Source organism: Streptomyces sp. NPDC027672, from assembly GCF_055566335.1.
The window spans coordinates 820,120-835,096 of sequence record NZ_JBVHSO010000002.1 but is presented as its reverse complement, the minus strand read 5'-3'; the positions used below and the strand labels follow the sequence as shown (position 1 = coordinate 835,096).

At 73.1% G+C, this 14,977-nt stretch carries 14 protein-coding genes; all 14 read left to right on the top strand.

Annotation, left to right across the window (positions count from 1 at the left end; genetic code table 11):
* Positions 1-211 precede the first annotated feature (211 nt).
* Positions 212-2,023 (top strand): DUF5941 domain-containing protein, encoded by a 1,812-nt coding sequence (locus ACZ4SV_RS08035; RefSeq protein ID WP_468002374.1) that lies wholly within the window; start codon positions 212-214, stop codon positions 2,021-2,023.
* Complete coding sequence (locus tag ACZ4SV_RS08030; protein ID WP_397935557.1) at positions 2,020-2,772, top strand: phosphocholine cytidylyltransferase family protein; 753 nt, start codon at positions 2,020-2,022, stop codon at positions 2,770-2,772. The genes ACZ4SV_RS08035 and ACZ4SV_RS08030 overlap by 4 nt, the downstream gene beginning before the upstream one ends.
* Positions 2,760-3,821 carry an iron-containing alcohol dehydrogenase family protein gene (locus ACZ4SV_RS08025; protein ID WP_397935556.1) on the top strand — a complete coding sequence of 354 codons (1,062 nt, stop codon included), beginning with the start codon at positions 2,760-2,762 and terminating at the stop codon, positions 3,819-3,821. Before ACZ4SV_RS08030 ends, ACZ4SV_RS08025 begins: the two co-directional genes overlap by 13 nt.
* Positions 3,799-4,578 carry a CDP-alcohol phosphatidyltransferase family protein gene (locus ACZ4SV_RS08020; protein ID WP_365882837.1) on the top strand — a complete coding sequence of 260 codons (780 nt, stop codon included), beginning with the start codon at positions 3,799-3,801 and terminating at the stop codon, positions 4,576-4,578. Before ACZ4SV_RS08025 ends, ACZ4SV_RS08020 begins: the two co-directional genes overlap by 23 nt.
* A gap of 8 nt (positions 4,579-4,586) precedes the next feature.
* Positions 4,587-5,459: a glycosyltransferase family 2 protein gene (locus ACZ4SV_RS08015; protein WP_365882845.1), complete on the top strand. Its 873-nt coding sequence runs from the start codon at positions 4,587-4,589 to the stop codon at positions 5,457-5,459.
* Between the two features lie 87 nt (positions 5,460-5,546).
* On the top strand, positions 5,547-6,476 hold the full coding sequence (locus ACZ4SV_RS08010; protein WP_365882839.1) for an ABC transporter permease: 930 nt from the start codon (positions 5,547-5,549) through the stop codon (positions 6,474-6,476).
* Entirely contained in the window at positions 6,469-7,254 is a 786-nt protein-coding gene (locus ACZ4SV_RS08005) for an ABC transporter ATP-binding protein (protein ID WP_365882841.1), read from the top strand. The genes ACZ4SV_RS08010 and ACZ4SV_RS08005 overlap by 8 nt, the downstream gene beginning before the upstream one ends.
* A 356-nt stretch (positions 7,255-7,610) precedes the next feature.
* Positions 7,611-8,507 carry a squalene synthase HpnC gene (gene hpnC, locus ACZ4SV_RS08000; protein ID WP_365941974.1) on the top strand — a complete coding sequence of 299 codons (897 nt, stop codon included), beginning with the start codon at positions 7,611-7,613 and terminating at the stop codon, positions 8,505-8,507.
* Positions 8,504-9,454, top strand: a complete 951-nt coding sequence (gene hpnD, locus ACZ4SV_RS07995; protein WP_468002369.1) for a presqualene diphosphate synthase HpnD — start codon at positions 8,504-8,506, stop codon at positions 9,452-9,454. Before hpnC ends, hpnD begins: the two co-directional genes overlap by 4 nt.
* Entirely contained in the window at positions 9,454-9,582 is a 129-nt protein-coding gene (locus ACZ4SV_RS07990; RefSeq protein WP_365941973.1) for a DUF6380 family protein, read from the top strand. The genes hpnD and ACZ4SV_RS07990 overlap by 1 nt, the downstream gene beginning before the upstream one ends.
* Positions 9,579-11,009, top strand: a complete 1,431-nt coding sequence (gene hpnE / locus ACZ4SV_RS07985) for a hydroxysqualene dehydroxylase HpnE (protein ID WP_468002366.1) — start codon at positions 9,579-9,581, stop codon at positions 11,007-11,009. Before ACZ4SV_RS07990 ends, hpnE begins: the two co-directional genes overlap by 4 nt.
* Complete coding sequence (locus tag ACZ4SV_RS07980; RefSeq protein ID WP_468002364.1) at positions 11,009-12,142, top strand: polyprenyl synthetase family protein; 1,134 nt, start codon at positions 11,009-11,011, stop codon at positions 12,140-12,142. Before hpnE ends, ACZ4SV_RS07980 begins: the two co-directional genes overlap by 1 nt.
* A 117-nt stretch (positions 12,143-12,259) precedes the next feature.
* Positions 12,260-14,290 carry a squalene--hopene cyclase gene (shc, locus tag ACZ4SV_RS07975; protein ID WP_468002362.1) on the top strand — a complete coding sequence of 677 codons (2,031 nt, stop codon included), beginning with the start codon at positions 12,260-12,262 and terminating at the stop codon, positions 14,288-14,290.
* A gap of 1 nt (position 14,291) precedes the next feature.
* The gene (locus ACZ4SV_RS07970; protein ID WP_468002360.1) at positions 14,292-14,975 is read left to right on the top strand and encodes a phosphorylase family protein; all 684 of its coding nucleotides are present in this window, start codon (positions 14,292-14,294) and stop codon (positions 14,973-14,975) included.
* Positions 14,976-14,977: the final 2 nt, after the last annotated feature.

Here is a 14,977-nt window from a genome sequence, read left to right as displayed (position 1 = left end):
CTTGGGTTTGTGGCCGGGCCCCGGATCGCCCATGATGATCGCGGCAAAGGCCGGGTCAGCCCTCGTGGGCCGCACCGTGAACGGCCGGTGAACACGGGCTCCGGACCATCCGATAGCCTCTGCCGACATGCCGCCCGGGTGCCGCAGGCCGGGGCGCCCCGCCACGCAGCAGACCGGCGCCCGCGCGCCGGCACCCAGGGAGTGAGTTCGGTTGTCGACCGCCATCGTCACCGGTCAGCCGGTCCCCGGATCGTCACTGGAGCACGATCTGCGGTCCCTCGGCTTCGATGTGCGCGTGGCCGCCGACGCCGGTGCGGCGGAGAGCCTGCTCGCGGCCGTGCCGGCCGACCGGCGCGTGGCCCTGGTCGACGCCCGGTTCGTCGGCCACCCGCACGCGCTGCGCCTGGGCCTGACCGACCCGCGCTTCCCGCTCGCCGCCGTACCCGGCGCCGTCACCGCCCAGCCCGCCGCCCGGCAGGCGCTCACCCGGGCCCTGGCCGCGGACGGCGGCCCGGCCGCCGCGCGCGGCGGCGCCCCCGCGCTGGCCGTGGACAGCCTCGCCGACCGCGTCGCCACCGCGCTGGACGCCGGCGGCGACGCGGTGCACCGGCCCGAGCTGGGCAGCCTGGTCGCCACCGTGCCCGCCGACCGGGCGGCCCTGGACGAGGCCCGGCGGGCCGTCGCCGCCGTCGACGACGAGGCCGTGCGCCTGCGGTCGGCCGTGAAGTCCCGCGACGGCTTCTTCACCACCTTCTTCATCAGCCCCTACTCGCGCTACCTCGCCCGCTGGTGCGCCCGCCGCGGCCTGACCCCGAACCAGGTCACCACGGCCTCGCTGCTCACCGCGCTCATCGCGGCCGGCTGCGCGGCGACCGGCACCCGCGCCGGGTTCGTCGCGGCCGGCGTGCTGCTGATCGCCTCCTTCGTGCTGGACTGCACCGACGGCCAGCTCGCCCGCTACGCGCTGAAGTACTCCACCCTCGGCGCCTGGCTCGACGCCACCTTCGACCGGGCCAAGGAGTACGCCTACTACGCGGGCCTCGCCCTCGGCGCGGCCCGCGGCGGCGACGACGTGTGGGCGCTGGCCCTCGGCGCGATGGTCCTGCAGACCTGCCGGCACGTGGTCGACTTCTCCTTCAACGAGGCCAACCACGACGCCACCGCCAACACCAGCCCCACCGCCGCCCTCTCCGACAAGCTGGACAGCGTCGGCTGGACGGTCTGGCTGCGCCGCATGATCGTGCTGCCGATCGGCGAGCGCTGGGCGATGATCGCGGTCCTCACCGCGGTCACCACCCCGCGGATCACCTTCTACGTCCTGCTGGCCGGCTGCGCCTTCGCCGCGGCCTACACCACCGCGGGCCGGGTGCTGCGCTCGGTGACCCGCCGGGCCCGGCGCACCGACCGGGCCGCGCGGGCGCTCGCCGACCTCGCCGACTCCGGGCCGCTGGCGCGGGCCGTCGGGCGGGTGTTCCGGCGCGGTCTGCCCGGCCTCGCCGTGCCCGCCGTGGCCCTGCTGGGCGGCGCCGCGGTCGTGGCCTGCTCGGCCCTCGCCGCCCCCGGCGGGCCGCTCCCGGTGGCCGGCGCCCTCGTCTACGTCCTGACCTCGGGCCTCGCCGTCGCCCGCCCGCTCAAGGGCGCCCTCGACTGGCTGGTCCCGCCCGTCCTGCGGGCCGCCGAGTACGGCACCGTCCTCGCCCTGGCGGCCCAAGCGGGGGTGAACGGAGCGCTGCCCGCGGCTTTCGGGCTGGTGGCGGCCGTCGCCTACCATCACTACGACACGGTGTACCGCATCCGCGGCGACGCCGGAGCGCCCCCGGCCTGGCTGGTGCGCGCCATCGGGGGGCAGGAGGGGCGGACGCTGCTCGTCACCGTCCTCGCCGCGGTGCTCACCGCCGCGCAGTTCAAGGCCGCGCTCACGGTCCTCGCCGTGGCCGTCGCCCTGGTGGTGCTCGTCGAGAGCATCCGCTTCTGGGTGTCCGCTGGGGCGCCCGCCGTACACGACGAAGGAGAACCCGCATGATCGGCCTCGTGCTGGCGGCCGGCGCCGGACGGCGTCTGCGCCCCTACACCGACACCCTGCCCAAGGCGCTGGTGCCGGTGGGGCCCGCGGGCATAGAGGGCGAACCCACGGTCCTGGACCTGACGCTCGGCAACTTCGCCGAGATCGGGCTGACCGAGGCCGCGGTCATCGTCGGCTACCGCAAGGAGGCCGTGTACGAGCGCAAGGCGGCCCTGGAGCGGACGTACGGCCTGAAGCTCACCCTGATCGACAACGACAAGGCCGAGGAGTGGAACAACGCCTACTCCCTGTGGTGCGGCCGTGACGCCCTCAAGGACGGCGTGATCCTCGCCAACGGCGACACCGTGCACCCGGTCTCCGTCGAGAAGACCCTGCTCGCCGCCCGCGGCGACGGGAAGAAGATCATCCTCGCGCTGGACACGGTGAAGAGCCTGGCCGACGAGGAGATGAAGGTCGTCGTCGACCCCGGCAAGGGCATGACGCGGATCACCAAGCTGATGGACCCGGCCGAGGCCACCGGCGAGTACATCGGCGTCACCCTGATCGAGGGCGACGCCGCGCCGGCCCTGGCCGACGCGCTGAAGACGGTCTGGCAGAGCGACCCGCAGCAGTTCTACGAGCACGGCTACCAGGAACTGGTGAACCGGGGCTTCCGCATCGACGTGGCGCCGATCGGCGAGGTCGAGTGGGTCGAGATCGACAACCACGACGATCTCGCCCGTGGACGGGAGATCGCGTGCCAGTACTGACCCGGCTGATCCCCTCGCCGGTCGTCGTGGACATCCGCCCGGGTGCCCTGGACGACCTGGCCTGCGTCCTCGCCGACGAGCGCATCTCCCAGTCGGGACGGCTCGCCATCGCCGTCAGCGGCGGCTCCGGTGCCCGGCTGCGCGACCGGATCGCGCCCTCGCTGCCCGGCGCGAGCTGGTACGAGGTCGGCGGCGGCACCATCGACGACGCGGTGCGGCTGGCCGGCGACATAAAGGCCGGCCACTACGACGCGGTCGTCGGCCTCGGCGGCGGGAAGATCATCGACTGCGCCAAGTTCGCGGCGGCCCGGGTCGGCCTGCCGCTGGTCGCCGTCGCCACCAACCTCGCCCACGACGGCCTGTGCTCGCCGGTCGCCACCCTGGACAACGACGCGGGCCGCGGCTCGTACGGCGTGCCCAACCCGATCGCCGTCATCATCGACCTCGACGTGATCCGCGAGGCACCCGTCCGGTACGTCCGCTCCGGCATCGGCGACGCCATCTCCAACATCTCCGCCGTGGCGGACTGGGAGCTGGCGGCCCGGGTCAACGGAGAGAAGATCGACGGCCTGGCCGCCGCCATGGCCCGGCAGGCCGGCGAGGCGGTGCTGCGCCACCCCGGCGGAGTCGGCGACGACACCTTCCTCCAGGTCCTGGCCGAGGCGCTGGTCCTCACCGGCATCGCCATGTCCGTGTCGGGCGACTCCCGGCCGTCCTCCGGCGCCTGCCACGAGATCAACCACGCCTTCGACCTGCTCTACCCCCAGCGTGCCGCCGCCCACGGCGAGCAGTGCGGCCTCGGCGCCGCCTTCGCGATGTACCTGCGCGGCGCCCACGAGGAGTCGGCGTACATGGCCGGGGTGCTGCGCCGGCACGGGCTCCCGGTGCTCGCCGAGGAGATCGGCTTCACGGCGGACGAGTTCGTCCGCGCGGTGGAGTTCGCCCCGGAGACCCGGCCCGGCCGCTACACGATCCTCGAACACCTCGACCTCAAGACGAACCAGATCAAGGACAACTACGCCGACTATGTCAAGGCCATCGGTAGCTGAACTCCGTCCGGTCGTCCACCCCGCGGGGGTGAAGGACCGGCGCAGCGGTGAGCACTGGGCGGGACGCCTCTACATGCGCGAGGTGTCCCTGCGCGTCGACCGCTACCTGGTCAACACCAGGGTCACGCCCAACCAGCTCACGTACCTGATGACCGTCTGCGGTGTGCTCGCGGCCCCGGCCCTGCTGGTGCCGGGGATCACGGGCGCCGTGCTCGGCGTGGTCGCCACCCAGCTCTACCTGCTGCTGGACTGCGTCGACGGCGAGATCGCCCGCTGGAAGCAGCAGTACTCGCTCGGCGGGGTCTACCTGGACCGCGTCGGCGCCTACCTCACCGACGCGGCCGTGCTGGTCGGCCTCGGCCTGCGCGCCGCCGACCTGTTCGGCACCGGCCGCATCGACTGGCTGTGGGCGTTCCTCGGCACGCTCGCCGCGCTCGGCGCCATCCTGATCAAGGCCGAGACCGACCTGGTCGGCGTCGCCCGGCACCAGACCGGCAAGCCCCCGGTGCAGGAGTCCGCCGCGGAGCCGCGCTCCTCCGGCATGGCGCTGGCCCGGCGGGCCGCCGCCGCCCTGAAGTTCCACCGGCTGATCCTCGGCATCGAGGCCGCGCTGCTCATCGTCGTCCTCGCGATCGTGGACCAGGTCCGCGGCGACCTGTTCTTCACCCGCCTCGGCACGGCCGTGCTCGCCGGCATCGCCCTGCTCCAGACGCTGCTGCACCTGGTGTCCATCCTCGCCTCCAGCAGGCTGAAGTGAGCGCGGGCATGAAGGTCGGCGCCGTCGTCATCACCATGGGCAACCGGCCCGAGGAGCTGCGGGCCCTGCTCGACTCCGTCGCCCGGCAGGACGGCGACCCGGTCGAGGTGGTCGTCGTCGGCAACGGCTCGCCCGTCCCGGACGTGCCCGAGGGCGTGCGCACCATAGAGCTGCCCGAGAACCTCGGCATCCCGGGCGGGCGCAACGTCGGCATAGAGGCGTTCGGACCCGGTGGCCGCGATGTCGACATATTGCTCTTCCTGGACGACGACGGCCTGCTCGCCCGCCAGGACACCGCCGAACTGTGCCGCCAGGCGTTCGCCGCGGACCCCCGGCTCGGCATCATCAGCTTCCGCATCGCCGATCCCGAGACCGGCGAGACCCAGCGCCGGCACGTGCCCCGGCTGCGCGCCTCGGACCCGATGCGCTCCTCCCGGGTCACCACCTTCCTCGGCGGCGCCAACGCCGTCCGCACCCGGGTCTTCGCGGAGGTCGGCGGACTCCCGGACGCGTTCTTCTACGCGCACGAGGAGACCGACCTGGCCTGGCGGGCCCTCGACGCGGGCTGGATGATCGACTACCGGTCCGACATGGTGCTGTACCACCCGACGACCGCGCCCTCGCGGCACGCGGTCTACCACCGCATGGTCGCCCGCAACCGCGTCTGGCTCGCCCGCCGCAACCTCCCCGCCCTGCTGGTCCCGGTCTATCTCGGGGTCTGGCTGCTGCTCACGCTGGCGCGCCGCCCCTCGCGGCCGGCCCTGCGGGCCTGGTTCGGCGGCTTCCGGGAGGGCTGGACCACGCCGTGCGGTCCCCGCCGCCCCATGCGCTGGCGTACGGTGTGGCGGCTCACCCGGCTGGGCCGTCCGCCGGTCATCTGACAAGCTCGTCCCTGACGGACGCCGCCGCGCGCGGAGGCTCCCGACGACGAACCCGCACGCGAACCCGAAGACGAAAGTTTCCCCCCTGTGAGTGAGACCACGCACGACGGCACGGTCACGGTGACCGCGGCCCCGTCGCCCGACGCGGGACTGACGGCGGCCGAGCTGGCCGCCAAGTACGGGCTCTCCGTGAGCGGCGCCCGGCCCTCGCTCGTGGAGTACATCCGGCAGCTGTGGGGCCGGCGCCACTTCATCCTGGCCTTCTCCCAGGCCAAGCTGACCGCCCAGTACAGCCAGGCCAAGCTGGGCCAGCTCTGGCAGGTGGCCACGCCGCTGCTGAACGCGGCCGTGTACTTCTTCATCTTCGGGCTGATCCTGCACGCCAGCCGGGGCATGTCGCGGGACGTGTACATCCCGTTCCTGGTCACGGGCGTGTTCGTGTTCACCTTCACGCAGAGTTCGGTGATGTCGGGCGTCCGGGCCATCTCCGGCAACCTCGGCCTGGTGCGCGCCCTGCACTTCCCGCGCGCCTCGCTGCCGGTCTCCTTCTCGCTCCAGCAGCTCCAGCAGCTGCTGTTCTCGATGCTGGTGCTGTTCGTCGTGGCGATCGGTTTCGGCAGCTACCCGGGCCCGTCCTGGCTGCTGATCGTGCCGGTGCTGGTGCTGCAGTTCCTGTTCAACACCGGGCTGGCGCTGATCGTGGCCCGGATGGGCGCCAAGACGCCGGACCTCGCGCAGCTCATGCCGTTCCTGCTGCGGACCTGGATGTACACCTCCGGTGTCATGTTCTCCATCCACCAGATGCTGCAGGGCCGCTCGGAGTGGATCGTCCGGCTGCTCCAGGTCAACCCGGCCGCGGTCTACATGGACCTGATGCGCTTCGCGCTGATCGACGGCTACGGCGCCGAGAACCTGCCGCCGCACGTGTGGGCCATCGCCCTGTTCTGGGCCGTGGCGGTCTTCGCCGGCGGCTTCGTGTACTTCTGGAAGGCGGAGGAGCGGTACGGCCGTGGCTGAACAGCACACCCAGGACCCGCGTCCGACGGTCATCGCGGACGACCTGCACATCGTCTACCGGGTCAACGGCGCCAAGACCGGCAAGGGCAGCGCGACGGCGGCCCTGAGCCGGATCCTCCGGCGCGGCGGCGGCGAGGAGCGGGGCGTGCGCAAGGTGCACGCCGTGCGCGGCGTGTCCTTCGTCGCCTACCGCGGCGAGGCCGTCGGCCTGATCGGCTCCAACGGCTCCGGCAAGTCCACCCTGCTGCGCGCGATCGCCGGCCTGCTGCCCGCGGAGAAGGGCAAGGTCTACACCGACGGCCAGCCGTCCCTGCTGGGCGTCAACGCGGCCCTGATGAACGACCTGACGGGTGAGCGGAACATCATTCTCGGTGGTCTCGCCATGGGCATGTCCCGGGAGGAGATCAAGGAGCGCTACCAGGACATCGTGGACTTCTCGGGTATCAACGAGAAGGGCGACTTCATCACGCTGCCGATGCGCACCTACTCCTCCGGTATGGCGGCCCGGCTGCGTTTCTCCATCGCCGCCGCCAAGGACCACGACGTCCTGATGATCGACGAGGCGCTGGCCACCGGTGACCGCAAGTTCCAGAAGCGCTCCGAGGAGCGCATCCGGGAACTGCGCAAAGAGGCCGGAACGGTCTTTCTGGTCAGTCACAACAACAAGTCGATCCGCGACACCTGCAACCGCGTGCTCTGGCTGGAGCGCGGTGAACTGCGGATGGACGGACCCACCGACGAGGTCCTGAAGGAGTACGAGAAGTTCACGGGCAAGTAACCCGTTTCGGCCAGGGCCCCGCCGGAATTCTTCCGGCGGGGCCCTGGCATCTGCAAAGGAAACGTCAACTCCGCACCGCGTTAGGAATCTTGGAGCCAATCGGTGTGTTGTTGTGATGTGCGGGAGACCCCGGCGGTCGGCGCGACGTTGTACAACGTAAGCTGTACCGGCGCCGGAAACCGGCAAGTGGGGCGATAATGCGCGCCTTCCTTCACGGGCCCCGTGCATTGCGGGGCGGCGTGTCCGAAATAGTGTGTTTTGGGTCGGCAGTGTAGAACGGGAGATGTGACGGCAATGGCTACGGAAACTCCCCGGCTCGGCGGAGCGTGTGCCGTCCTCGCCCCGGGCAGCGCCCGATGACGGCCGCCACCACGGCGCCCGCCCTGGAACGCGCCACGCTGGACAAGGCCGCGCGCGAGAACTTCCCCGTGGCCCCCTTCTTCCTGCCGCGCGCCTGGCGCGAGGACCTCATGGCGGTCTACGGCTTCGCCCGCCTCGTGGACGACATCGGCGACGGCGACCTCGCCCCCGGCGGAGCCGACGCCCGCCTGCTCGGCGTGGCCCCCGCCGAGGCCGCGGACCGGCTGCTCCTCCTCGACGCCTTCGAGGCCGACCTGCGCCGCGTCTTCGACGGCACCCCGCGCCACCCGCTGCTGCGCCGCCTGCAGCCCACGGTCCGCCGCCGGGCCCTCACCCCCGAGCCGTTCCTCGGACTGATCGCCGCCAACCGCCAGGACCAGCTCGTCACCCGGTACGAGACCTACGACGACCTCCTCGCCTACTGCGAGCTGTCCGCCAACCCCGTCGGCCGCCTCGTCCTGGCCGTCACCGGCACCGCCACTCCCGAACGGATCCGGCTGTCCGACGCGGTCTGCACCGCCCTGCAGATCGTCGAGCACCTCCAGGACGTCGCCGAGGACCTCGGCCGCGACCGGATCTACCTCCCCGCCGAGGACATGCGCCGCTTCCACGTCCAGGAAGCCGATCTTGGCGTGAAAAGCGCGGGCGCATCGGTGCGCGCCCTGGTTGCATACGAAGCACAACGCGCCCGCGACCTGCTGAATGAAGGCGCCCCCCTGGTGGGTAGCGTCCACGGCAGGCTCAAGCTGCTGCTCGCGGGGTTCGTGGCGGGGGGAAGGGCGGCGGTCGCAGCGATCGCCGCCGCCGAATACGACGTACTTCCCGGCCCGCCCCGACCCGGCAAGGTCCAGTTGCTGCGCGAGGCGGGCGTGATCCTGCGAGGAGAGGGGTGATCCGGACCGTGGAGTCCGCGCCGCACGTGTCCGCACCGGTACTCGCCGCCTACAGCTACTGCGAGGCCGTCACCGGGCAGCAGGCCCGTAACTTCGCGTACGGCATCCGGCTGCTGCCGGCGGCCAAGCGCCGCGCCATGTCGGCGCTGTACGCGTTCTCCCGGCGCGTGGACGACATCGGAGACGGCCACCTCGCCGACGAGGTCAAGCTGACCCGGCTGGAGGACACCCGGGCCCTGCTCGCCCGGATCCGCGAGGGCGGGGTCGAGGAGGACGACACCGACCCGGTGGCCGTCGCCCTCAGCCACGCCGCCCGGGCCTTCCCGATCCCGCTCGGCGGCCTGGACGAGCTGATCGACGGCGTCCAGATGGACGTACGCGGCGAGACCTACGAGACCTGGGACGACCTCAAGGTCTACTGCCGGTGTGTCGCCGGTGCCATCGGACGCCTCTCGCTCGGCGTGTTCGGCACCGAACCGGGCGCGCGCGGCACCGAGCGCGCCGCCGAGTACGCCGACACCCTCGGCCTCGCCCTCCAGCTCACCAATATCCTGCGCGACGTCCGCGAGGACGCGGTGGGCGGCCGCACCTACCTGCCCGCCGACGACCTCGCCAAGTTCGGCTGCGGCGCCGGGTTCCAGGCCCCCACCCCGCCCGAGGGCTCCGACTTCGCCGGCCTCGTCCACTTCGAAGTACGGCGCGCCCGGGCCCTGTTCGCCGAGGGCTACCGGCTGCTGCCGCTGCTCGACCGGCGCAGCGGCGCCTGTGTGGCCGCGATGGCCGGCATCTACCGCCGGCTGCTGGACCGCATCGAGCGCGACCCGCAGGCCGTGCTGCGCGGCCGCGTCTCGCTGCCCGGACACGAGAAGGCCTACGTCGCCGTGCGCGGCCTGTCCGGCCTCGACACCCGTCACGTCTCCCGGCGCTCCGTCAGGAGGCGCGCTTGATGGACCGCACCGCACCAGACGGCATGCGGCAGGCAACCCTCCACTGCGGCGTGGCGTCCCTGACTGCGACAGCCGGGCGTGCACCGTTCAACCAGCACGCCCGGCACGCATGGAAGGACGCACGATGAGCGACGGCTCACCACACTCCGCACCCGCGCACCCCGGCACCCCGCCGGCGGCGGGCCGCAGCGCCGTCGTGGTCGGCGGCGGCCTCGCCGGGACCACCGCCGCGCTCGCCCTCGCCGACGCCGGCGTGCACGTCACCCTGCTCGAAGGCAGGCCCCGGCTGGGCGGCCTCGCCTTCTCCTTCCAGCGGGGCGAACTGACCGTCGACAACGGCCAGCACGTCTACCTGCGCTGCTGCACCGCCTACCGCTGGTTCCTCGACCGGATCGAGGGCGCGGCGCTGGCACCGCTGCAGGACCGCCTGGACGTGCCCGTCGTGGACGCCGCCAAGCCCGAGGGACGACGGCTCGGCAGGCTGCGCCGCGACCCGCTGCCCGTCCCCCTCCACCTGGGGCGCGGCCTGGCCGCCTATCCGCACCTCTCGCTCGCCGAGCGCGCCGCCGTCGGGCGTGCCGCGCTCGCGCTGAAGGGGCTCGACCTCGCCGATCCGCGCCTGGACGCCCAGGACTTCGGCGGCTGGCTGGCGGCGCACGGCCAGTCGGCGCGCGCCGTCGAGGCCCTGTGGGACCTGGTCGGGGTCGCCACCCTCAACGCGGTCGCGGGCGACGCCTCGCTGGGGCTCGCCGCGATGGTGTTCAAGACCGGTCTGCTCTCCGCCCCGGGCGCGGCCGACATCGGCTGGGCCCGCGTCCCGCTGGGCGAACTGCACGACCGGCTGGCCCGCAAGGCGCTCGACTCCGCGGGCGTGCGCACCGAGGTCCGTACACGCGTCACCTCCGTCTCCCGCAACGAGAACGGAGCGTGGAGCGTCGAAGTTCCCGGCGAGACGCTCTCGGCGGACGCCGTCGTCCTCGCCGTACCCCAGCGCGAGGCGCACGGCCTGCTGCCGCCCGGCGCCCTCGACACCCCCGGACGGCTGCTGGAGATCGGCACCGCGCCGATCCTCAACGTCCACGTCGTCTACGACCGCAAGGTGCTCGCGCGGCCCTTCTTCGCCGCCCTCGGCACCCCGGTGCAGTGGGTCTTCGACCGCACCGAGGCCTCCGGGCTGCGCACGGGCCAGTACCTCGCGCTGTCCCAGTCGGCCGCGTGGGACGACATCGACACACCGGTGGCCGACCTGCGCGAGCGCTATCTGCCGGAGCTGGAGCGCCTGATCCCGGGGACGCGCACGGCCGAGGTGACGGACTTCTTCGTGACCCGGGAGCGCACGGCCACCTTCGCCCCCGCCCCCGGCGTCGGGCGTCTCAGGCCCGGCGCCCGGACCAAGGCCCCCGGCCTGTACCTGGCCGGAGCGTGGACCGCCACCGGGTGGCCCGCGACCATGGAGAGTGCGGTCCGCAGCGGAGTGAGCGCGGCCGACGCCGCGCTCGGCGCCCTGGGCCGGCCCCGCCCCCGCCACCTCTTCGAGTTCGAGGAGGCGGCCTGATGCCCGATCGGCGGGCGGCAGGCCCCCGCACCCCCGGAACCGCAACAAGAGGAGAGACTGTGCCCACTGTGCCCCCGGCCGCGACGCCCGTTCGGAGGCCCGCGGTGGACGTGACCGCGCTGCTGGAGCGCGGCAGGACCCTGGCCACACCGGTGCTGCGCGCGGCCGTCGACCGGCTGGCACCGCCCATGGACACCGTCGCCGCCTACCACTTCGGCTGGATCGACGCCGCCGGCAACCCCGCCGACGGGGACGGCGGCAAGGCGGTCCGCCCGGCGCTCGCCGTCCTGTCCGCCGAGGTCACCGGCGCCGCGCCCGAGACGGGCGTCCCGGGCGCGGTCGCCGTCGAACTCGTGCACAACTTCTCGCTGCTGCACGACGACCTGATGGACGGCGACGAACAGCGCCGGCACCGCGACACCGTCTGGAAGGTGCACGGCCCCGCCCAGGCCATCCTGGTCGGCGACGCCCTGTTCGCCCTGGCCGGCGAGGTCCTGCTGGAACTGGGCACGGCCGAGGCCGGCCGTGCCACCCGCCGGCTGACCACGGCCACCCGCGCCCTGATCGACGGCCAGGCCCAGGACATCTCCTACGAGCACCGCGACCGCGTCAGCGTCGAGGAGTGCCTGGAGATGGAGGGCAACAAGACCGGCGCCCTGCTCGCCTGCGCCTCCTCCATCGGCGCGGTCCTCGGCGGCGCCGCCGACGCCACCGCCGACGCGCTGGAGCGCTACGGCTACCACCTCGGCCTCGCCTTCCAGGCCGTGGACGACCTGCTCGGCATCTGGGGCGACCCGGACGCCACCGGCAAGCAGACCTGGAGCGACCTGCGCCAGCGCAAGAAGTCCCTGCCGGTCGTCGCCGCCCTCGCGGCCGGCGGCCCCGCCTCCGAGCGGCTCGGCGAGATCCTCGCCGCCGACGCCAAGAGCAGTGACTTCGCGAACTTCTCCGAGGAGGAGTTCGCGGCCCGCGCCGCCCTCATCGAGGAGGCCGGCGGCCGCGAGTGGACGGCCGGGGAAGCGCGCCGTCAGCACACCATCGCCATCGAAGCCCTCGACGCCGTCGACATGCCCGACCGGGTGCGGGACGCGTTCACGGCGCTCGCCGACTTCGTCGTCGTACGAAAGAGATGATCACCATTGGCCGGATAAGCCTCGCGTAGTCGCCGGCCGGTGTCGCAAGGGTTCAGGACACCGGCCGACGGCGGACCCACAGCAGCACGACTCGCACGACTGCACGAAGGGGAAGCCATGACAGCGACGACCGACGGAAGCACCGGGGCCATCTTGCCGTCCCGGGCTGCCGCGGCCAGCGACGCCACCCTCACCACCCCGGAGACGACCGGGGCAGAAGAAGCCGCCGCGCGCGCCGCCCGGCGCGCCACCGATTTCCTGCTCGCCAGGCAGGACGCCGAGGGATGGTGGAAAGGCGACCTGGAGACCAACGTCACCATGGACGCCGAGGACCTGCTGCTCCGCCAGTTCCTGGGCATTCTGGACGAGCGCACCACGCAGGCCGCCGCGCAGTTCATCCGCGGCGAGCAGCGCGAGGACGGCACCTGGGCCACCTTCTACGGCGGCCCGGGCGAACTGTCCACCACCATCGAGGCGTACGTCGCCCTGCGCCTGGCCGGCGACGCGCCCGACGACCCGCACATGGCGCGGGCCTCGGCCTGGATCCGCGAGCGCGGCGGCATCGCCGCCGCCCGGGTCTTCACCCGGATCTGGCTCGCCCTGTTCGGCTGGTGGAAGTGGGAGGACCTGCCCGAACTCCCGCCGGAGCTGATCTACTTCCCCACCTGGTTCCCGCTCAACATCTACAGCTTCGGGTGCTGGGCCCGGCAGACCATCGTGCCGCTCACCATCGTGTCCGCCAAACGCCCGGTGCGCCCGGCGCCGTTCGCGCTGGACGAGCTGCACACCGACCCGGCCGACCCCAACCCGCCCCAGCCGCTCGCCCCGGTGGCGAGCTGGGACGGGGTCTTCCAGCGGCTCGACAAGGTGGTGCGCGGCTACCGCAAGGTCGCCGTGCGCAGGCTGCGCAAGGCCGCGCTGAACTCGGCGGCCCGCTGGATCATCGAGCGGCAGGAGAACGACGGCTGCTGGGGCGGCATCCAGCCCCCGGCCGTGTACTCGGTGATCGCCCTGCACCTGCTCGGCTACGACCTCGAACACCCCGTGCTGCGCGAGGGGTTGGCTTCGCTGGACCGGTTCGCCGTCTGGCGCGAGGACGGCGCCCGGATGATCGAGGCGTGCCAGTCCCCGGTGTGGGACACCTGCCTGGCCACCATCGCCCTGGTGGACGCCGGTCTGCCGGTGGACCACCCGCAACTGGTCAAGGCGGCCGACTGGATGCTCGGCGAGGAGATCGTCCGGCCCGGCGACTGGGCCGTACGCCGGCCCGAACTCCCGCCGGGCGGCTGGGCGTTCGAGTTCCACAACGACAACTACCCGGACATGGACGACACCGCCGAGGTCGCCCTCGCGCTGCGCCGGGTCCGCCACCACGACCCCGAGCGCGTGGACCGGGCGATCGGGCGGGCCGTCCGCTGGAACCTCGGCATGCAGTCGAAGAACGGCGCCTGGGGCGCCTTCGACGCCGACAACACCAGCCCGTTCCCGAACCGGCTGCCGTTCTGCGACTTCGGCGAGGTCATCGACCCGCCGTCCGCGGACGTCACCGCGCACGTCGTGGAGATGCTCGCCGCCGAGGGCCTGGCCGACGACCCGCGCACCCGGCGCGGCATCGACTGGCTGCTCGCCGAACAGGAGCCGGACGGCGGGTGGTTCGGCCGCTGGGGCGTCAACTACATCTACGGCACCGGCTCGGTCGTCCCCGCGCTCACCGCGGCCGGGCTGCCCGGCTCCCACCCGGCGATCCGGCGGGCCGTGAGCTGGCTGGAGAGCGTCCAGAACGACGACGGCGGCTGGGGCGAGGACCTGCGCTCCTACCGGGACGCCAAGGAGTGGGGCGGCCGCGGCGCCTCCACCGCCTCGCAGACCGCGTGGGCGCTGATGGCGCTGCTCGCGGCCGGCGAGAAGGGCTCCGCGGCCGTCGAGCGCGGCATCCGGTGGCTGGCCGAGACCCAGCGGGAGGACGGCACCTGGGACGAGCCGTACTTCACCGGCACCGGTTTCCCGTGGGACTTCTCCATCAACTACCACCTGTACCGGCAGGTGTTCCCGCTCACCGCGCTCGGCCGGTACCTGCACGGCGACCCCTTCGAGCGGAAGCTGCTCGCCCGGCCCCGCAAGGCCTCCCCGCAGGCCGAGAGGGACTGATGTGAGCCACCAGCCCGCTCCGGCCCCGCTGCTGATCGCCTGCGCGCTCGGCATCGAGCACCTCGCCCTGCGCACCGGCGACCGCGGCGCGCGGCCGAGGGGCGGGCCGGTGGCGCGCAGCGGCCGGGCGGGCACCGGCGGGCCGGTCACCTTCCTCCGCACGGGCATGGGGCCCCGCGCGGCGGAACGCTCCGTCACCCGGCTGCTGGCCGGTACGGCACGGGCCGGCACGGCCGTGCTGGCCACCGGTTTCTGTGCCGGTCTCGCCCCCGGCATGCACCCCGGCGACCTGGTCGTCGCCGAGGAGACCCGGGACCCGGGCGGCACCGTCCCCTGCGTGGGCACCGAACTCCTGGTCAAGGAGCTCGGGCGCCTGCTGCCCGGACGGACCGTCCACACCGGCCCGCTCACCGGCTCCGACCATGTCGTCCGGGGCCCCGAGCGGTCCGGCCTGCTCGCCACCGGCGCGATCGCCGTCGACATGGAGTCGGCGGCCACGCTGCTGGCCGCCGTCCGCACAGGCGAACGGCCGGTCGCCGCCGTCCGGGTGGTCGTGGACGCTCCCGAACACGAACTCGTCCGGATCGGCACGGTGCGCGGAGGGATATCAGCCTTCCGCGTCCTTCGTTCCATCCTTCCCGCATTTTTCGAATGGCACCGTTCTTTGCCGCTCCCCCGGAGGTGAGC